This is a genomic window from Chryseobacterium echinoideorum, assembly GCF_007474535.1.
In the GTDB taxonomy this organism is placed as follows: domain Bacteria; phylum Bacteroidota; class Bacteroidia; order Flavobacteriales; family Weeksellaceae; genus Chryseobacterium; species Chryseobacterium echinoideorum.
Window position 1 is genome coordinate 1 of record NZ_VKNW01000012.1, and the last position, 19,008, is coordinate 19,008.

Annotated in this window: 17 protein-coding genes; 6 read left to right on the forward strand and 11 right to left on the reverse strand. The window is 34.6% G+C overall.

Translation table 11 applies throughout. The annotated features are described in order from the left end of the window. On the reverse strand, positions 1-753 hold a 753-nt coding region (locus tag FOL89_RS14685; RefSeq protein WP_144283556.1), incomplete at its 3' end, for a hypothetical protein. Positions 754-911: 158 nt separating this feature from the next. Between FOL89_RS14685 and FOL89_RS14690 the strand changes: the two genes are divergently transcribed. After that, a complete protein-coding gene (locus FOL89_RS14690; protein ID WP_144283557.1) occupies positions 912-1,286 on the forward strand; it encodes a helix-turn-helix domain-containing protein in 375 nt (124 codons plus the stop codon). Between the two features lie 233 nt (positions 1,287-1,519). On the opposite strand, the gene FOL89_RS14695 is transcribed toward FOL89_RS14690, so the two are convergent. The 3 genes from FOL89_RS14695 to FOL89_RS14705 form a co-directional block, all read right to left on the reverse strand. Next, entirely contained in the window at positions 1,520-3,808 is a 2,289-nt protein-coding gene (locus FOL89_RS14695) for an NADP-dependent malic enzyme (RefSeq protein ID WP_144283558.1), read from the reverse strand. Positions 3,809-3,821: 13 nt separating this feature from the next. After that, the gene (locus FOL89_RS14700) at positions 3,822-4,676 is read right to left on the reverse strand and encodes a BadF/BadG/BcrA/BcrD ATPase family protein (RefSeq protein WP_144283559.1); all 855 of its coding nucleotides are present in this window, start codon (positions 4,674-4,676) and stop codon (positions 3,822-3,824) included. A 90-nt stretch (positions 4,677-4,766) separates the two neighbouring features. After that, positions 4,767-5,030 (reverse strand): hypothetical protein, encoded by a 264-nt coding sequence (locus FOL89_RS14705; protein WP_144283560.1) that lies wholly within the window; start codon positions 5,028-5,030, stop codon positions 4,767-4,769. Positions 5,031-5,259: 229 nt separating this feature from the next. Between FOL89_RS14705 and FOL89_RS14710 the strand changes: the two genes are divergently transcribed. From FOL89_RS14710 to FOL89_RS14730, 4 genes are all read left to right on the forward strand, one after another. Continuing rightward, positions 5,260-5,718: a GtrA family protein gene (locus FOL89_RS14710; RefSeq protein ID WP_144283561.1), complete on the forward strand. Its 459-nt coding sequence runs from the start codon at positions 5,260-5,262 to the stop codon at positions 5,716-5,718. 3 nt (positions 5,719-5,721) lie between these two features. Next, on the forward strand, positions 5,722-6,447 hold the full coding sequence (locus FOL89_RS14715; protein WP_144283562.1) for a lysophospholipid acyltransferase family protein: 726 nt from the start codon (positions 5,722-5,724) through the stop codon (positions 6,445-6,447). A gap of 43 nt (positions 6,448-6,490) precedes the next feature. Then, complete coding sequence (locus FOL89_RS17735) at positions 6,491-8,254, forward strand: MFS transporter (RefSeq protein WP_228444933.1); 1,764 nt, start codon at positions 6,491-6,493, stop codon at positions 8,252-8,254. A 91-nt stretch (positions 8,255-8,345) separates the two neighbouring features. Beyond that, a complete protein-coding gene (locus tag FOL89_RS14730) occupies positions 8,346-9,305 on the forward strand; it encodes a DUF3810 domain-containing protein (RefSeq protein WP_228444934.1) in 960 nt (319 codons plus the stop codon). Between the two features lie 360 nt (positions 9,306-9,665). Here the strand turns inward: FOL89_RS14730 and FOL89_RS14735 are convergent, their stop codons facing one another. Then, on the reverse strand, positions 9,666-10,343 hold the full coding sequence (locus FOL89_RS14735; protein WP_144283563.1) for a hypothetical protein: 678 nt from the start codon (positions 10,341-10,343) through the stop codon (positions 9,666-9,668). A gap of 417 nt (positions 10,344-10,760) precedes the next feature. Here FOL89_RS14735 and FOL89_RS14740 point away from each other — a divergent pair, with 417 nt between their 5' ends. Further along, positions 10,761-11,147, forward strand: coding sequence for a hypothetical protein (locus tag FOL89_RS14740; RefSeq protein WP_144283564.1), 387 nt, complete (start codon positions 10,761-10,763; stop codon positions 11,145-11,147). Positions 11,148-11,181: 34 nt separating this feature from the next. On the opposite strand, the gene FOL89_RS14745 is transcribed toward FOL89_RS14740, so the two are convergent. The 6 genes from FOL89_RS14745 to glmS all read right to left on the reverse strand — a co-directional run bounded on the left by FOL89_RS14745 (position 11,182) and on the right by glmS (position 18,990). Continuing rightward, positions 11,182-12,213 carry an NAD(P)/FAD-dependent oxidoreductase gene (locus FOL89_RS14745; RefSeq protein ID WP_144283565.1) on the reverse strand — a complete coding sequence of 344 codons (1,032 nt, stop codon included), beginning with the start codon at positions 12,211-12,213 and terminating at the stop codon, positions 11,182-11,184. A gap of 54 nt (positions 12,214-12,267) precedes the next feature. Beyond that, positions 12,268-13,206 carry a type IX secretion system ring subunit PorN/GldN gene (gene porN, locus FOL89_RS14750; RefSeq protein ID WP_144283566.1) on the reverse strand — a complete coding sequence of 313 codons (939 nt, stop codon included), beginning with the start codon at positions 13,204-13,206 and terminating at the stop codon, positions 12,268-12,270. Between the two features lie 22 nt (positions 13,207-13,228). Further along, positions 13,229-14,824, reverse strand: a complete 1,596-nt coding sequence (gene porM / locus FOL89_RS14755; RefSeq protein WP_144283567.1) for a type IX secretion system motor protein PorM/GldM — start codon at positions 14,822-14,824, stop codon at positions 13,229-13,231. Positions 14,825-14,862: 38 nt separating this feature from the next. After that, entirely contained in the window at positions 14,863-15,555 is a 693-nt protein-coding gene (gene porL / locus FOL89_RS14760; RefSeq protein WP_144283568.1) for a type IX secretion system motor protein PorL/GldL, read from the reverse strand. Positions 15,556-15,609: 54 nt separating this feature from the next. After that, positions 15,610-17,028, reverse strand: coding sequence for a T9SS ring complex lipoprotein PorK/GldK (gene porK / locus FOL89_RS14765; RefSeq protein WP_144283569.1), 1,419 nt, complete (start codon positions 17,026-17,028; stop codon positions 15,610-15,612). A 108-nt stretch (positions 17,029-17,136) separates the two neighbouring features. Then, positions 17,137-18,990: a glutamine--fructose-6-phosphate transaminase (isomerizing) gene (gene glmS / locus FOL89_RS14770; protein ID WP_144283570.1), complete on the reverse strand. Its 1,854-nt coding sequence runs from the start codon at positions 18,988-18,990 to the stop codon at positions 17,137-17,139. Positions 18,991-19,008: the final 18 nt, after the last annotated feature.

Consider the following 19,008-nt stretch of genomic DNA (forward strand, 5'->3'; position numbering starts at 1 on the left):
ACCGCCGCCACTTCCCCCGCCTGTATCAATCGGGGTAATTACATCATCCTTCTGGTCTATACAGGTGGTGGTTACAATCGTGTAGAGAATGGGAGGTGTTCCCTGTTCCAGTCCCTGATAAATAGGGCAGCTCTCGTAATTGGAGCCGTCATGATGCTGATTACCACTACAAGACGCCCAATAGCTGTATGATGAGGTAGAGCATACCATTCTCGCCAGCTGGCTGCCGCCATTGAAAGTGCCATTTGCCAGCTCAGTAACCTGTGTTTTACCTTTGGTATCCACAGACAAACCTGCCTGAAGTTTTGCTTTTTCTGCTGCGGTAAGGTTGTAGATAATGAGAAGCTCTTTGTATGTACTATCCGGAAGCGGAGTCAGCAGAAGGTTTTCCAAAGGAGCATCTGCGGGAGCATTATCCCGGATAATATGAAAGGTATAGGTGTGATAATTGGGTCCGTTCTCAATATAGATCACATCATCGGTATCTATGGAAACTCCGTTTCCGTAATTGATGATTCTTCCGTTCACATTAACTTTCTGGAAAGCAGCAATTCCTTTTTTTGCCTTTTCAAGCTCGGGGAAGAGCTTTGCTTTGTGTTTAGATTCGCTGAGCGAAATTCTTTTGGAGGTAAGGTGAAACTGCATGCTGCCCTGAGTTTCTTCCTCGTTGTGAAATTCTTCGGTTCGGCAGGAGAATGCCGAGAAACCGACCAGGAACATCAGGCAGAGCCTGAGAAATAAATGTTTTTTCATAAGCATTTATGTTTTAATGGTTTAAATATATAAATTTTTCTGAAACAAAAATGAAAAAAGTTTTGTAAGTTCCCAAATCTCTTTTTGCATAATTTACCCTTTTATCGGGTAATATTATAACAGTATTTTATTTTATATTTGCTTTAAAATAAAATGACATGACCAACAACGTAGCAGAAAAAATTAAGAGACTGAGAAAGTCTAAGGGTTATTCTCAGGACGATATGGCTGAAAGAATGCATATTTCCCAGTCTGCATACGCCAGAATAGAAAACGGAGAAAGCCACTCTTGGGCAGCACACATAGAAAAACTCAGCGAAATACTGGAAGTTAAACCGGAAGATTTTCTTACTGATGAAACTAATAATTTAGAACAAGAAAACACAGATCAAAAAGGAGGTATGGCTTTTCAATTTGTAGGAACAATCAATACTATAAATAATCTCTCAGAAAAACTTATTGAGCAATACGAAGAACGCATCAAAGAGCTGAAAGAGCAGGTAGAATACTGGGAAAGTAAATCGGGGCAGTAGTAGCGTTTCTTTTTCCGGAAAGTTTCCCGCACCTCTGCAACAGACTTTCCGGTAACCGGGAAAGCTTCCTGCACCCCCGCAACACACTTTCGGACGTTCCCGAAAGCTTGTCGCACCCCTGCAAGAGGTTTTCGGGACAATAGAAAGATTTGGGTATTATACAAAAAAGCCTTGTCAAAGTTTGAGGTCTTGACAAGGCTTTTTCCAATGTATCTTCTGCAAAAATGTTATTCTTACTTTTTCGCTTCTCTTCTCTGTGCATCCAGAACGGCTACCGTAGCCAAATTCACAATCTCATCAACGCTTGAGCGCATCTGAAGAACGTGAACCGGCTGCTTCAGTCCCATCAGGATAGGGCCGATCACCTGAGCCACCTTCATCCCTCTGATGATTTTATAAGAAAGATTGGCAGATTCCAGATTCGGGAAAATAAAGGTATTTGCAGGAGTTTTACCCAGCTTGGAAAACGGATAATCAATGAGGTGATCTGCATTCATCGCAAAATCAGGCTGAATTTCTCCATCAACAATCATTTTAGGGTATTTTTCGTGAAGCATATTCACCGCTTTTGCTACCTTTTTGGAAGTATCTGAAATTGCTGAAAAGTTTTCAAAACCTAACATCGCAATTCTCGGTTCTATGGCAAAAGATTTTACGGTAAACTCTGCCATCTTGGCAATATTTACCAGATCTTCTGCGGTAGGATTCTGATTGATGGAAGTATCTGCAAAGAAAATTGGTTTCTTTTCAGATAAAATCATCATCATCGCAGCCACTTTATCTACTCCTTTGTCTTTCTCAATAACTTCCAGCACGGGACGCAGAACGGAAGTATAGTTTTTGGAAAATCCGATAATCAATCCATCGGTATCCCCATGTTTCAGCATCAAAGGTCCGAAATAGTCTCTTTGGCGAACATATCTTTTCGCCTTATACTCGTTCATTCCTTTTCTCTGACGAAGCTTCCAGAGTGTTTCTCTGTATTTTTTACGGTTTTCTTTCTGATCATCATCACTTGGGTCTACAATCGGCAAATCAAGCTGAATTCCGAAACGCTCCATTTGCTCCAGAATATATTTCTTATCTCCCAAAAGAATAGGATGTGCAATTCCTTCTTCATACAAAATCTGGGCTGCTTTCAAAACATTGTACTCTTCCGCATTTCCTAAAGTGATTCTTTTCGGATTGGCTTTAGCGCGGTTCTGCATCATTCTTACCAGTTTTTCGTCTCTTCCCATTCTGTCGAGAAGCTGGTTTTCATATTCATCAAAGTCAGCAATTGTTTTTCTTGCAATACCGCTTTCAATCGCTGCTTTTGCCACCGCACAGGAAACTTTGGTGATCAAACGGTTATCAAAAGGTTTCGGAATAAAATATTCTCTTCCAAACTGAAGACTTTTTAAATTATATGCTAAAATAACGGCTTCAGGAACAGGTTCTTTTGCCAAATCTGCGATGGCATGAACAGCTGCCAGTTTCATTTCTTCATTGATGCCTTTTGCCTGAACATCCAATGCACCACGGAAAATATAAGGGAAGCCTAAAACATTGTTTACCTGATTAGGAAAATCGCTTCTTCCCGTTGCCATAATCACGTCTTTTCTGGTAGCAATAGCCAGATCATACGCAATTTCCGGATCCGGATTTGCCAATGCAAAAACGATAGGATTTTCATTCATGCCGCTCAACATTTCAGCGGTCATCACATTTCCTTTAGAAAGTCCGACAAAAACGTCCGCTCCTTTTAAGGCATCTTCCAGCGTATCAATATCCGTTTTTGCAACAAAATCTATTTTCTCAGGGGTAAGATTTTCTCTTTTATGATTGATGACTCCTTTGCTGTCACACATCAGGATATTTTCTCTTTTTAAACCTAAAGAAATGTACAGATTGGTACATGCAATCGCCGCAGCTCCTGCTCCGTTGACTACCATTTTTACGTCTTCAATTTTTTTGCTGGCAATCTGAAGAGAATTGATCAAAGCAGCTGCCGAAATAATTGCGGTTCCGTGCTGATCATCATGCATTAAAGGAATATCAAGCTCTTCTTTGAGTTTCTGCTCGATATAAAAGGCTTCCGGAGCTTTGATATCTTCAAGGTTGATTCCCCCGAAAGTAGGAGCAATCCCTTTAACGATCTGAATAAATTTCTCAGGATCTTTCTCATTAATTTCAATATCAAAAACATTGATATCTGCAAAAATTTTAAACAAAAGACCTTTCCCCTCCATTACCGGTTTTGAAGCTTCCGCACCGATATCTCCCAAACCAAGAACTGCCGTTCCGTTTGAAATGACGGCTACCAAATTTCCTTTCCCTGTATAATCATATACCGTTTCGGGATTTTTTTCTATTTCAAGACAAGGAATAGCGACACCCGGAGAATACGCCAATGACAAATCTCTCTGTGAAGAGTGCGGCTTTGAAGGGATTACTTCTATTTTTCCTTTGGGCTCGGCTTTATGATAATCTAACGCTGCCTGATTAAATTTTGCTTCGTCACGATTGGTTTTGCTTGACATAAATTTTTCTTTTTTAAAGTATATATTTAATGTGGTAATTCACGAGACTTTCGATGGGTTTCTGAACGATATGTCCCACATTGAGATTGAGTTCTGATGCTGCAGAACGTAAAATATTTTCGTAATAATAAGCTATTGAGCCGATGAAATTGATTTCGGCATTTTGTGATTCTTCGTAAGGAAGCACTTGGTAATCAAAGAAATTTTTCATTTCCTCAAAAACCATCTGTTGAAAATAAGGATGATTTTTTCTTTCAACTACAAATTTATTGAAATCTGCCAAATAGGCGTTGGGTCTTGAGCTGTGATACATATTTTTGAGTGCCTCTTCTATACTTAAATGATAAGTATTTTCAAATTCGGTATGCAAATCTTGTGGTAATTTCTGCATGAAGAATCTTCTGACCAGCTGTTTTCCTATGGCACTCCCACTTCCCTCATCACCCATTAGAAAACCTAGTGAAGGAAGTTTTATCTTTACTTTTTTACCGTCAAAAAAACAAGAATTGGAACCTGTTCCTAATATACATACAATTGCAGGTTTACCATTGTAAGCTGCATAAGCAGCGGCTGTAAGATCCTCTTTTACAGTGATATCTTCCGCTTTGTAAAAGAATTTTTTGAGCTCTCTTTCTATGGTTGCACAATTTTCGGCAACACCACAGCCTGAGCCGTAGAAAAAAACTTTGGTAATAGAATTTCTTACAGAACTCAGATTGATATTCTTTTCAATCTCGGGTACAATAAGATCTGCTGCAATATTATTAGGATTGAAGCCTATGGTTTCTGTTTTAAGAAAAATTTTATTGAAATCATCTAAAATTACCCAATCGCATTTGGTGGAGCCTCCATCAACAATAGCAACCATATTTCTGTTTTTTTTAAGAGGGCTAAATTATGAATTTATCTTTAATTAAACCTTACAAACAGACTTTCGGAAATATATTTATGATTTAGTTCAGCTTTTTACTTCATGATCGTGATGACCAAACTGAATCAGCCAGTCTTCTATCTCTTCTTCCAGATAAGAAGTCTGCAAATGGATGGCATCAAGGAAATCATCAGGAACGGAACTGCCATCTGAGTTTTCTAAATTCCAAAGGTCATCAGACATATTTTCGTATTCTGAGTACACCCTTTTAAAGCGTGAATTTTCCTGTCCGAGAGCTTCAATATTTTTCTGATGAAGCTGAAATTTTCTGTATTTGTTTTGAGATTTCATACAAATATTAATTGTTGTGTTGTGTAAAAAATTATGAAAATATTTCTCAATCATCCATTACAAGATAGAAAGACCATCAACAGAAAAAGTTGAAAATGAATTTTTTATCAGGTTTAGTTTCCTCAGTTCTGAAAATTAAAATTAGAAATTATTTTCATTCAAAAAAAAAATTTAACAAGTTTTTTCACTGTTTAACATATAGTTATAAATTTGCGTATTATAAAAATCAATGAGAGCATTACTTCTACGCCAAAAACAGGTGTTGTTATTTATTGTTGCCGGCGGACTGAGTGCGGTAGTAGAAATCGGGAGTTTCAAACTTTTCAGTATATCCCTTCCTCAAATGCTTGCTCAGGAGCAAAACTTTCATGGTATACATTATCCTTTCAGTAATATTCTATCGACCATATGCGGTATTTTATTCAATTATTTACTGAGTATATGGTTCGTTTTTGAAAGAGGAAAACATTCCAAGAAAAGAGAGTTTGTGTATTTTATGATAGTATCTTTTATATCCACACTTTTAAGTCTAAGCTTTTTTCAGATTTTCTACAGCTATTTATTTAAAGACAATATCAATTTAATTTTTTATACCTTGAGTCCGGAAATGATTAGCAAGATTGCTGCAATTTTACTGGTTTCCATTCTTAATTATTCGGTGAAGAAAAAAATAATATTTAACGGCTGATTTGTGACTAAAATATTGAATTACCTCTGGAGAGGATGGCTTCTCATTCTGGCATTTGTACTTACTATTATTCTGGGAATACCGGTTTATCTGCTTTCTTTTAATAAAAAAAACTATAAATACGCTTATCAGCTCATCAGGCTCTGGTGTTTCGGAATGTTTTTCGGAATGGGACTCAGATACGAGCTCATCAATCTTACCGATAAAAAAATTGATAAGAACAAGCAGTATGTTTTCATTTCCAACCATACTTCTATTATGGATATTATGTTGCCATGTATTTTGTTTCCCAATCATCCGCTTTGTTACGTAGGTAAAAAAGAACTGGTAAAAATTCCGATTTTTGGAACTATCTACAAAAGAATCTGTGTAATGGTTGACAGAAGCAGTGCAAGAAGCCGCGCTGATGTTTACAGAAGATGTGCCGAAAAAATGGAAGAAGGAAACAGTATTGTTATATTTCCTGAAGGGGGTGTTCCTGATGATACTTCAATAATTTTAGACGATTTTAAAGATGGAGCTTTTACACTTTCGTCTAAACATCATTCTCCGATTGCTGTTTTTACTTTTATTGGCTTAAAAGAAATGTTTCCGTTTGATAATTCAAAAGGCTACCCGGGGAAGGTAAAAGTATACTTTAATGACATTCTGGAACCGACAGGTTCACCAAAGGATTTGAAATTGTCAGCTTTTGAGACAATAAAAAAAACTTTAACAAAACACGGTTAATCGAAGAAATAAATTATATTTGTTTACTTAATTATAAACTTTTATGGACTCAAACCCGCAACAGACCAAGTGGTCTCAATTTTTATCTTTAATTGTCGTTTTCTTTTTTTGGGGATTCGTCGCTGCAAGTAATGATATTTTAATTCCGGTGTTCAAAAAATGGTTTGTGCTTTCGCAGGTTCAGAGCCAGCTTGTAGCGTGGGCATTTTATGTAGCCTATTTTGTAGGTTCGGTTATATTTTTTATCATCTCCCTTAAAAGCGATATTTTACAGAGATTCGGATATAAGAAAACTCTTGCTGTAGGATTGGTTTTATCAGCCATCGGTGCATTTCTTTTTGTTCCGGCGGCGGCGGCTGCAAGCTTCTGGTTTTTTCTTACGGCTTTATTTATAGTAGGATTAGGTTTTTCTGTTCAGCAGATTGTGGCTAATCCACTTGCTATAAAAATGGGAAGTCCGCAAACCGGAGCTCACCGTTTAACTTTAGCAGGAGGAATCAACTCATTGGGAACTACTATAGGACCAATTTTAGTTGGAATCACTCTTTTCGGAATGGGTGACAACAATGATTCCGCTCCGAAGAACGAGAAGCTTACTAAAATTGAAGTTGTAAAGAGCGAGTACCAAACTCACAAAGATGAGCTCACAAAAAATATTGTAGAGTTGAAAAAGGATACTCAAGACGATGCTGCTACAATAAATCAGGCAATTGCTAAAGTTGAAAGAAACATCGCTGATCTTGATGCTCAGATCATATCTATTGATCAGAACACCTCTGCAAATGACACACAAATTGATGCGTACTCAACCAAACTTGGAGAAATTAAGCAGAGATCAACAAACATTACCTATCCTATAGGTTTTGTAAAAGAAAACCTTAAAATGGTAAAAACACCTTTTATCGTTTTAGGAGTTGCTTTTATCCTGGTGGCTGTTTTTATGCTGTTTTCAAAAATTGAAGATCCTGCTAAAGATGAAGAAGCAGAGGTTGAAGAAGGCACTTCAAACTTTAGTATTTTTAAATATCCACAACTTTATCTTGGGATGCTTGCTATCTTTTTATATGTGGGTGTAGAGGTTTCTATTATCAGTAATCTTCCTGCTCTTTTGCACACTAAAGAATTCGGAGGCGTTCTTGAACATAACATTGCACCGTTTGTTTCTCTTTACTGGGGAAGCTTAATGATTGGAAGATGGAATGGAAGTATCAATGTATTTAACATTTCGAAGAGTACGAATATGATTTTGAAATTTGTTGTTCCATTTATTGCATTTGGAATCATCATATTTGCTAATACACTCAGCGGTAAAGATGTTTCTTCTTTCTATATCTATGCATTATGGATCGTTGCATTTATCATCATGAGCTTTATCGGTGGTAAAAATGCCGGTAAAACATTAATGATTTTCGGGATTGCGGGCGTAGCAATGATGTTGTTGGGATTGGTTTATCCGGACAAAGAAATTGCAAAATATTTCTTTATTTCCGGTGGCTTGTTCTGCTCAATTATGTGGCCTTCAATTTTTGACCTCGCAATTGCAGGACTTGGAAAAAACACTGGAAAAGCATCGTCTTTCCTTGTCATGATGATTTTAGGAGGTGGAATTATCCCCTTGATTCAGGGATGGCTTTGTGATTTTGACAAATCAAGCCCGGAAGGAATTATGGGTATTACATGGACACACTTTTCTTATGTAATTCCTATCCTATGCTTTGTATATCTTGCTTTCTACGGATTTATAACACCTAAATTTCTCAGAAAACAAGGAATTGTAATGGGTGAAACTGCATCAGGTGGACATTAATCTAAAAAAAACATATTATAAAAAAAGATTTTGGGCAGCTATATTGGTTGTCCAAATTCTTTTGTTCTATGTTTTTTCTAAAATACAAACAGTGGTTTATTTTTTTGAAAACTTTTTTGAATTTCAAAAAAAATTCCACCTCATATTATTTGCCTGGCTTCCGTTTTCTTTAGGGGATGCAATGTACGTTTCAGCTGGAATATTTATGTTTTATTTACTCATTAAAAGCTTAAAAAAAAGGACAAGAAACGCAGCTTTATTGAAAATACTTGTTTTTATTAATTCGTTTTATTTCATATATCAGATTTTCTGGGGAATGCTGTATTTTCAGACTCCTTTAATTGCAAAACTTCCTGAAACAGAAATTACTATTGACAAAAGAAAAAATCTTGCACTAGAATATCTTGAGAATGCAAAAGCAACCCGGAAGCTTGTGCAGGAAGACCGAAACGGAGTTTTTATTTTAAAAAATATTGCCGCCGTTCAAAATGAAATTTTAGTAAATCAAAATAAGCTTCCTGCATTTATTACCGACAAAAAAAGTTCCGGAATCAATTCCTTCAAAAGCAGTATTTTTTCAGAAGTCATGAGTTTTACAGGAATTTTGGGTTATTACAATCCGTTCACGGGAGAAGCTCAGTATAATGCTAATTTACCCTCTTCTTACCTGCCTTTTACTATTTCACACGAAAGCTCACACCAAATGGGTTTTGCCCGTGAACAGGAAGCTAATTTCGTGGGATATTTAATCGGTATCAATTCTCAAGATGCAGATTTGCGTTACAGTACAGAATATTTTACTTTAAAAAGCCTTCTCAATTCCATCATACAGGAAGATGAAGAATTTGTAAAATCTGTTTTAAATAATTATTCCGAAGGTATGAAAAGAGACAGAATACACGAAAAAAAATTCGTCGTAAATCATCAAGGTCTCATGACAGATTTTTTTGGTTTTACCAACAATCTTTTCTTAAAAAGCAATCAGCAGGATGGCTCTGTTACCTATTCTTACTTTATTGATCTTTTAGTACGTTATAAAAGTTTAAAATAAATAAAAAGAATCGTATCAGGCGATACGATTCTAAAAACACAAATGATGAAAAAAAATTTATTACCTTGACTTGTTCCCTCATTCAAGGCGATGTAAAATTACAAATTTTTTTCTAACTTCAAAACTCTTTGGATAAAAATATAGACATTTTAAGAAAATTTTATGACTAAAAATTTTACAAATATCTAATTTTTCTCTATACAATGACATATAAATTCCAATATATATAATATTGAAAGTAATCTATAAGATCACCTTAATTAAACAATCACATAATATTATTTAAACTTAAAAATCATCACAGAACTAAGTTTTAACATTTTTTTATATTTATATTTTTATAAATTTTAAAATCTACCGTCAGTTACAAATTGTGAGATATGTTTGATTTTTCATATGAAACTTAACAAGAGCATTAGACTTCAATTCATAATACATACTTTGTTCAAAAGCCTGCACCTCTTTAAGTTTGTAATCAATAAAATCTGCAATGTCCGTTACAGAAAGATAGAAGGTTCTGTATAGAGAAATATCTACAGTATTTCCTGTTTTTGGTAAAAACGCTTCCAGGAAAGGAAGTTTTCTTTGATGGTTGGCATAATCCATGCAAAATCCTGTTTTTTCCGGTATTCCTATAATCGTATGGTGATTAATATAATTCAATACACTATCATTTTCTTTAATAATTTTATTTTGACAGAAATAAAGATGAATCCGGTCTAAAATAATTTGTGCATACTCCATCATAGATATGATTTTTACTTCGGAAACAGGATTAAATTGAGTGTTGGTTACGAAACCGAATGATAATCCGAAATTTTCATATTCAGGAAAGGCTAAATTCCTTATTTCAATTGTAGCATCAGGAACAAGTTTATCTTCAGAAAAACTATAGCAAACATATTCTTTATACATATTTTTCATGTAAAGAAGAAAATCTGTTTCTGAGCTATTCATATTGGTTTCAAACCATTGTTCGAGATTATCATAATAACTATTTTCAAAATCTTCAAAATTCAAATAAAACGGAACTTTCATATCTCAATATTTATTGTTTTTATCATTAAATCAAATGAACTCATCTCGTGGATATATATTATAAAATCATAGTCACGGAGAATTAAATAACTACATTATTTATGAAAGCAAATCTAAATGTGTAATGCGACAAAACTTGTCGTGTTTTAATTTAAATGAAAATTATTTTGAAATAATTTGAAATCATTTTTCTTCTTTGGTAAGCGTTTTGATTGATAGATAACACAAAAATTGTATGTGATTACCTCTTCGCCGGACTCAAAGCACCTAGCAATTGATTAACAATTTCATTATTAAAAACTGTAAAATTATTATTTACATAGTATTTTAATAAAATTTAACAATTTGATAGAAGAAATTGTGTAAATTTGCAACACACTAAATATTAATATAAACCCATTAAAATTCACAACTGCAATGAAAATAAAACTACTTACTTTAGGAATATTATATTCCCTGATTGCCTGCACACATTCTGCTAAGGATGCAGATGTTAAAGCAGATATCCCGACTCATGCCAAGATTACTAATGATGATGAAATTCTGAGAGAAACCATAGTTGACCGTCACGGAGAACAAATGGAAATCACCAGAAACAAGACTAAAAACACCATAGTCATAAGACTTACCGGAAAATCATATGAGCTTTATAAAAATCATGAAAACCCGGGATATTCTACCTCCGACAGTAAATATCAATTCACAGAAAACAAGAAAGATGTTACATTTCTGAAGAAAGATGCAGACATGGTATTATTTCACGGAAAAAAAGAATCTAATAATGAAAAAATAGCTTCACAATAACAAAAAAGGTGTCTTTTATGACACCTTTTTTTTATTAAAATCTACTCAAAGAGATTTCTTCAGGCAATGGAATATTATTTTCAATAAAATCAAATAAGGTTTTTGAAAAATAGCAGCCATTTAAAATACCTCTTGCTCCCAATCCGTTAAAAACATACAAATTATTCAGCTCAGAATGTCTTCCTAATATAGGGCGGCGGTCTTTTACAGTAGGTCTGAAACCAAAATACACCTCTTTAACATCAAATTCTTTCTGATAAAATTCGGATAAACCATTCTTTAACTGTTCGATTGCAGATTCGTCTATATTTTCATGAATCTGATCACGATCGTAAGTACCGCCGTAAAAATAAAGATCATTGTTTAGCGGAAACAGAAAATGTTTTTTCTTGATTGTTATGTTCTTGTCTAAAGGATCTGACAGTTTAACTCTTATATGATGACCTTTATTAGGATTTACAGGGATTTTTGAGAAAAACGGATTAAATTTCACTCCCATTCCTTCGCAGAATACAATATGTTCAAATGAAAAATCTTTATAGATATTTTCTGAAGTGTTGAGATTATTATAATCAAAATATTCAGAAATCAGATGATTATTACTGATCAGGAAATTCATCATCCCATAAAAAAAATCTTCTACATTAAGTCTTGCAGATTGGTTAACTTTTCCGGTATTGAATTCATTTTTAACATTATATAAAGGAATAAAACTTTTATCAAGAAAATTAATAAGATCAATATTATCAGATTTCCTCAGCCAGAGCTTTTGTTCATTTTCATCATGGAAAATACGATGAATAGGAGCATCAATTAAATAATTTTCACCAGTATACTCACAAATCTCTATCAAAGTTTTTCTTAGAAAGTCTATTTGTTCTTGAGCTTTCCAAAATGTAGTAAACTTCTTAAGAACAACCGGGTTAATGATTCCTGCTGAAACTTGAGATGCACTTTTTTTACCTTCTGAGTAAATAACAAATGATTTCTCATTCATAATAAGCTGATGCGCAAAAAAAAGTGCAGCATAGCCATCACCAACAATAATATAATCTACCTTTTGCATAAATAAAAAACCTGAGTAAAAGTACTCAGGTTTTTTATAAATATCAAGTGAATTTTAATAATTCCACATATCATTTTCCATTTGAAGAATCTGTTCTTTGATTCTTTGGCTTTCCTCTAACTGTTCTTCAGCATTTCTTGGAATGTAATCTTTGATTGTCCCATCACCAAGACCAGTTGAAGATTTATAAATGATAGATGAGAATCTTCTCGCATTAATGATATCATCAAAAGATAAATCTGCAGATGAATTAGCTCTATTGAATACATAATTGTTGGCTAAAATCTCTCTTGCTTTTGGATAATAAATCCAAAAAAGATCAACTAATTCATCTCCTATAGCTAAAGGCTGTCCATCCGGTCCTATTCTTCCAATCGCAGAAGGATCTGGTCCCATAGCAGCAATCCCCAAAGGTCTGTACTTCATTTGACCATCTCTTTTATCAATAAACCACATACCCATTATCTTAAGAACTTTTACTTTTTCAGTAGTAGTTCTAATATAGTCGGTATACATTTTTCTTTCTTCCTCAGTTAATTGACGTCCAGAATTTAGGATTTCAATAGCTTCATCATCAAGTCTAACACTTTCAAGTTTCTTTTTTATTCCTTCCGGAGTAGCTTTTACAGAAAAATTTTCGTCCTCATACACTTCTTCAATTTTTCCTTCCAATGCAGCGTCTAAAAGAATTTGATACAACGATCTTGTTTCTTTAGAAAGTAAACCGTTTGGGTTATCATAATAAAAAGGTTGATTAATTTTATCATTTAAATCAATCACTTCCCAAACCATCATGCTTTTGAGAATATCTTTCTGATCTACAAAACCATACTCTAATGGTGTAACCTTATTACTAACCATGGTATCCCCCACTTTTCTCATATTTTCAGCTCTCATTTGTCTGAATTCCTCCGGAGAAGAAGCATTTAGAATAGTCTGAGCAAAGGTAAACCCAGAAGCTATTACTAAAAGACTGCTAATATATTTTTTCATAATTAGATTTTTCAATTTAATATTATTGAACATTAATAACAACTGGTGAAATTTCTTTCAATCTTTGGTTACCTAAACCTGTTGCGGTTGCTTGAATATCATAAATATAAACTACATCACCAACTCTAAGATTTCTAATTAACCCTTCAGCAGAAGAAAGGGAACTACCTTGAATCATAGTACCGGCTCTTCCTGGAAGTTTTAGGATAAAGCTATTAACAGTAAATGATACCGGGAAGTCGAAATCTGGTAAAGCCGCCGTAACAATTTGATTAGGAATTGAAGAAGCTGGCATAAAATTAACAGCTTTTCCTCTAATCTGACCTTGAGGTCTTGGAATTCCTTTAATTCTGTAATCAAAAACTTGAGATACAGTCTTACCGCTTGGTTCTCTTCCAGAAAGCGTTAATTGGATCACATTTCCAGATTGTGGAGTAACATTCCATTTTCCTTTGCCTGTACTTTTCACAATAGCTCCACCAGATGCAGATAAAGATAATTGTGCATTATCAGCACCCAAAATAGAACCAGATACAGGATTCTCTAATCCTCTATACATTACATTCATTTTATCAGCCGAAAGCAATAAACCTTTTTCAAGTTTTACTTCCTGTGGTCCTGCAATTACATTATATGTATGCGTAAAAGGAAATTGTTGAGCTTTACCGGAAGCATCTGTCAAAGTAATAACTCCGCCAATTTTCTTCTCACCAATTCCACCGGTGTTTAAAGGTAAATATCCTTTACCATTCTCCTGTCTGCTCACACCGCTCATACTAATCTTGTTACTATTGGAGTAATTACCCAACATTACAACAGCTTCTGCTTTTTTACCAACCACTACATCCGTTGGTGCAGATACAATGGCTTCATAACTCGAGAATTTAATGCTTGCATCTACTTTCTCCTGAAGCATCATTGCTAATGCATCTGATTGTACATTTCTTGCATCATTCTGGATAATCTCAAGATTAGATATTGCAGCAATCAAAGGCTGATTATAAAATTTATTTTGAAACCAAGTTTTTTTATTTGGAGATTTTCCATCAGGATATTCTGCAATTAAAGATGTATTGGCTCTATCAACTAATTTTTTCAGTTGCTGATCTTTTCCAAACTTAGTGTTGATATAATTTCTTACATCATCCAATTTTTTCTTCAATTCTAAAGCATTGGCAGAGGGAGTATTTTCATCTCCTTCTTTGAAAAAATATTCAGTAGTAGCTTCATTATTATTTAATGCTGCAAAGTTTTCCTGAACATCAATTTCTTTACCAGTTACAGGATCTTTATCTACAAATTCTGACTGCTTTTTTAATTTTGTTTTAACACCTTCAGTGTAACCTACCAAATCATCAATCTTTGCTTTCAAAACCTTATAATCCTCCCAAGGCTGTGCATAAGTATCTGGAACTTGCTGAGCTTTTGCTTCTAAGGTTTTTTCAAAGATATCTTCATTCTTTTGCTCTGTAAGAAACCTTGTTTCTTTGAGTGCTTTTGTAGAATCATAATATGACCTGATGATTTCAACGTCAATATTTAGGGCCATCATTGCGATGAACACCAAATACATTAGGTTGATCATCTTCTGACGTGGAGTCTGTTTTCCTTTTGCCATTCTCTTTTCTTTAGTTTTATATAATTAATGGTTCAGGATTATGACTTCATAGCAGTTAACATACCACCGTAAACTCTGTTTAAATTGTTTAAGTTAGTCGTTAAACCTTGTAATTCTTGATTAAACTTCTCAGATTGCTCTGCAGATTTCTGCATATCTGCTACATATTGTTTAGCAAACTCTGCCTGTTTGTGACCGTTTTCTAACTGCATTGCATAAAGAGCATTCATGCTTTCCATATGCTGAGCTGCTTTGTTTAACTGATCATTATATTTATGTGTAGAAGCAGATACATCAACAGTCTGGTTGATTTGATCCACAGAATTTGAAAATTTATCAATACCTGTTCTTAATCTGTCAAATAATTGCACATCAAGTTTCGCATCCTGAAGCATTTTATCCAACTTATTTGAAAGAGAGTTCTCCAATTCTGCAAACTGAGCATTCGCACTTTTTGCGCTGATATTTGAGTGTAAAGGATTTGGATTTGCATGTTTATCCAACAATTCAGGATAAACATTTTCCCAAGCATAAGACTCTTCGTTTTTTGGAGGATCAAAAGCAAAGATGATGAAAATAATCGCCTCAGTGATCAACCCTACTGTAAGAGCAATATTTCCATTAATAGGCCCCAAGGTAATGTGAGTAATTTTAAGCCAAGCTCCAAGAATTACAATTGCAGCACCGAATGAATAAAAGAAATTCATCCAAGCATCTTTAGTCTTAAACATATAAGTTAGTTTTTTTAAGTTTTAAAATATGAATTGATATAAAATAATTGAAAATTATCTGTTAACTCTCTTTGCTTTAACAGATGCTTCAGGAATATCCTGCACTGTTCTGAAACCGATATAGCTTCTTGCAGAATCTTTGTATTCCCAGTCTCTTGCACCCGTCATCAACATATAACCTACATCTTTCCAAGAACCACCTCTTACAGACTTCTTGTTATCAGATTTATCTTTTACTGCAGGATTAAGAGTAGATGAGAAACCGTAGTCTGAGTTATTATATGCTGAAAGTGTCCATTCAGAAACATTCCCTGCCATATCAAATAATCCAAAAGAATTTTTTCTGAATTTCTTTACAGGAGCTGTATAAGTATATGTTCCTTTTTTCTCATCTTCCATGTAGCTACCTCTTTTTGGTTTGAAGTTTGCCAAATAACATCCTCTGTCGTCCATTAAATAAGGACCACCCCAAGGATAAGTAGCGTTTTGCTTACCTCCTCTTGATGCGTATTCCCATTCGATTTCAGTTGGAAGACGGAATTGTAAAGGTCTTTGCTTTCTTCTTTTCAAGCTTTCATTATAATCAGATTTTAATTTAGATCTGAAATTACAATAAGCTCTTGCCTGATCCCAAGTAACTCCTACTACTGGATAATCTTTGTAAGCCTTGTGCCAAAAGTACTGTTCAAATAAAGGCTCATTATAAGTAAAATGGAAGTCGTTTACCCAAACAGTTGTATCCGGATAAATTGCAATACTTTCACTTCTAAGGAAATTGATTCCTCTTTCGTTATCAGCGATTGCTGCATCCATATCACCCCACTTATATGTATATTTTAATTTACTAACATCAATGATTCTTTCACTACCTACTCTTGACGAAGCTGGTAAATACATAGATTCAAGCACTTCCGCATATTCTACATCAGGATATTTTGAAGTATTCCAATGCAATGGGATTTTCCAGTCTAATCTTTTAGTTTCATCGAAGCCATCTCTGCCTCCCGCTCCTTCAAGATACTCCTGATAAGGTGTTAAATCATCTTCTTTTTTAGCAAGATAAGCATAGTCACCAATGCTGGTTCCTCTACCTCTTCCGCTACCGTCACCACCCTCTCCTGCAGCTTCTGCAAGCATAGTTCTGGCAATAGAATCTCTTACATAATTAATAAAAACCCTGTATTCCGCATTTGTAGTTTCTGCCTCATCCATAAAGAAAGGAGCAACAGTTACAGTTTTCAAGGGTGCGGTTTCACCATTATTGGTAAATGATTCATCAGCCATACCAGCAATAAAAGAACCGCCAGGAATTGCTACCATACCGTAAGGTCTTTCCGCTACAAATGATTTCGCTTTTTCTCTAGGTATCAATTCTCCTTTTGTTCCTGGTTTTCCTACCGAAGAAGTTCCACCACCTGAACAAGATACCGATGCTACCGACGCAGACAATAATAAAAGAAATATCCTTTTCATGTTAATTTTTATAATTAAGCCGTAAATATATAATTTTTTTAAGAAACTTTTAAGATTTTTTTTAGAATAACGAAAAAAATCTAAACTTATTTTATTTGCAAGTACTTTTTATTCTACTGTAACCGATTTTGCAAGATTTCTTGGCTGGTCAACATTTGCTCCTCTGTACACTGCTATATAATAAGCCAGTAGCTGTAATGGAACTGATGCAACGATCGGTGAGAAACATTCTGATGTTTCTGGAATTTCGATTACATAGTCTGCCATTGCACTTACCTGCTGATCGCCTTTATTTACTACTGCGATCACTTTTCCTTTTCTTGCTTTGATTTCCTGAACATTGCTCACAATTTTGTCATAATGCCCTTTTTTAGGTGCAATAATGACAATAGGCATGTTTTCATCAATTAGAGCAATCGGACCATGTTTCATTTCTGCAGCCGGATAACCCTCTGCATGAATATAAGAAATCTCTTTAAGTTTTAATGCCCCTTCCAATGCTGCAGGATAATTGTATCCTCTTCCTAAATAAAGGAAGTTGGTTGCGTTAATAAAATCTTTGGAGATACTTTGTGTAAGCTCATGGGTAGCTTCCAAAACTTCTTCAATTTTCTTAGGAATGGCATCAAGCTCAGAGATAAGGCTCATAAATTCAGCATTTCCTAAGTTTCCGTTATGTTTTCCTAGTTTTAATGCTATTAGAGATAAAATAGTAAGCTGAGCAGTAAACGCTTTAGTAGAAGCAACTCCGATTTCCGGACCTGCATGGGTATAAGAACCAGCATCTGTAATTCTTGCAATAGAAGAATCTACAACATTACAAATACCATAAATGAAAGCTCCTTTCTCTTTAGCTAATTTAAGTGCTGCCATTGTATCTGCTGTTTCTCCAGACTGAGAAATAGCGATTACTACATCTTTATCTGTGATAATCGGATTTCTGTATCTAAACTCTGAAGCATATTCTACTTCAACAGGAATTCTTGCAAATTCCTCAATCAGATACTCTCCGATAAGACCTGCATGCCAAGAAGTACCACAAGCAATGATAATGATTCTGTTTGCGTTTTTGAATTTCTCCAGATGATCCCAGATTCCTGCCATTTTAATGATTCCTTCATTCACAAGAAGTCTTCCTCTCATGGTATCATGGATTGATTTAGGCTGTTCGAAAATTTCTTTCAACATAAAATGTTCGTAACCACCCTTTTCTATCTGCTCCAAATTAAGTTTAAGTTCCTGAATTTCGGGAGTAATTTTTGAATTCTCTATAATAGTACGGATGTCAACTCCTCCTTCCAGAGAAATTGTTGCCATGTGTCCCTCTTCAAGATAAATAGCTTCTTTTGTAAATTCCACAAAAGGAGATGCATCAGAAGCAATAAAAAATTCGTTTTCACCAATTCCTATTGCTAAAGGAGAGCCTAATCTTGCTACAACCAATAACCCTGGATAATCATCATGCATTACCGTTATAGCATAAGCACCATAGACCTCATTTAATGCGTATCGTACTGCAGTGGGAAAATCAGTTTCGCCATTAGCATCCATAAAATACTGAATCAGATTTACCAAAACCTCAGTATCTGTTTCAGATTTAAATGAAAAGCCTTTATCTATAAGCATCGTTTTAATGGTATCATAATTTTCTATTATGCCATTATGTACAATTGCTAATTTCCCGTTATTTGAAACATGGGGATGCGAATTTCGGTCACTAGGAACACCATGTGTTGCCCATCTTGTATGTCCCATTCCTACTTTAGCAGTTCCTTTCAGCTGATTTGAAATATTGACCAAATCATCCACTTTACCTTTCGTTTTCTCAACACTGAAGGTATTGTCTTTATTTTCTAAAACTATACCCGCACTATCATATCCTCTGTATTCTAATCTTCTAAGACCATTGATAACAATATCATAAGCATCCTGAAAACCTGTATAACCAACTATTCCGCACATAATTTATCAAATGTATTT

What these genes read in the sequence shown, in the direction of transcription:
- FOL89_RS17735 (WP_228444933.1), top strand. Translation starts at nt 6,491, where the DNA reads ATGGACTCAAACCCGCAACAGACCAAGTGGTCTCAATTTTTATCTTTA.
- FOL89_RS14700 (WP_144283559.1), bottom strand. Translation starts at nt 4,676, where the DNA reads ATGGTTGCTATTGTTGATGGAGGCTCCACCAAATGCGATTGGGTAATT.
- FOL89_RS14695 (WP_144283558.1), bottom strand. Translation starts at nt 3,808, where the DNA reads ATGTCAAGCAAAACCAATCGTGACGAAGCAAAATTTAATCAGGCAGCG.
- FOL89_RS14710 (WP_144283561.1), top strand. Translation starts at nt 5,260, where the DNA reads ATGAGAGCATTACTTCTACGCCAAAAACAGGTGTTGTTATTTATTGTT.
- FOL89_RS14705 (WP_144283560.1), bottom strand. Translation starts at nt 5,030, where the DNA reads ATGAAATCTCAAAACAAATACAGAAAATTTCAGCTTCATCAGAAAAAT.
- FOL89_RS14745 (WP_144283565.1), bottom strand. Translation starts at nt 12,213, where the DNA reads ATGCAAAAGGTAGATTATATTATTGTTGGTGATGGCTATGCTGCACTT.
- porN (WP_144283566.1), bottom strand. Translation starts at nt 13,206, where the DNA reads ATGAAAAAATATATTAGCAGTCTTTTAGTAATAGCTTCTGGGTTTACC.
- porM (WP_144283567.1), bottom strand. Translation starts at nt 14,824, where the DNA reads ATGGCAAAAGGAAAACAGACTCCACGTCAGAAGATGATCAACCTAATG.
- FOL89_RS14735 (WP_144283563.1), bottom strand. Translation starts at nt 10,343, where the DNA reads ATGAAAGTTCCGTTTTATTTGAATTTTGAAGATTTTGAAAATAGTTAT.
- porK (WP_144283569.1), bottom strand. Translation starts at nt 17,028, where the DNA reads ATGAAAAGGATATTTCTTTTATTATTGTCTGCGTCGGTAGCATCGGTA.
- porL (WP_144283568.1), bottom strand. Translation starts at nt 15,555, where the DNA reads ATGTTTAAGACTAAAGATGCTTGGATGAATTTCTTTTATTCATTCGGT.
- FOL89_RS14690 (WP_144283557.1), top strand. Translation starts at nt 912, where the DNA reads ATGACCAACAACGTAGCAGAAAAAATTAAGAGACTGAGAAAGTCTAAG.
- glmS (WP_144283570.1), bottom strand. Translation starts at nt 18,990, where the DNA reads ATGTGCGGAATAGTTGGTTATACAGGTTTTCAGGATGCTTATGATATT.
- FOL89_RS14740 (WP_144283564.1), top strand. Translation starts at nt 10,761, where the DNA reads ATGAAAATAAAACTACTTACTTTAGGAATATTATATTCCCTGATTGCC.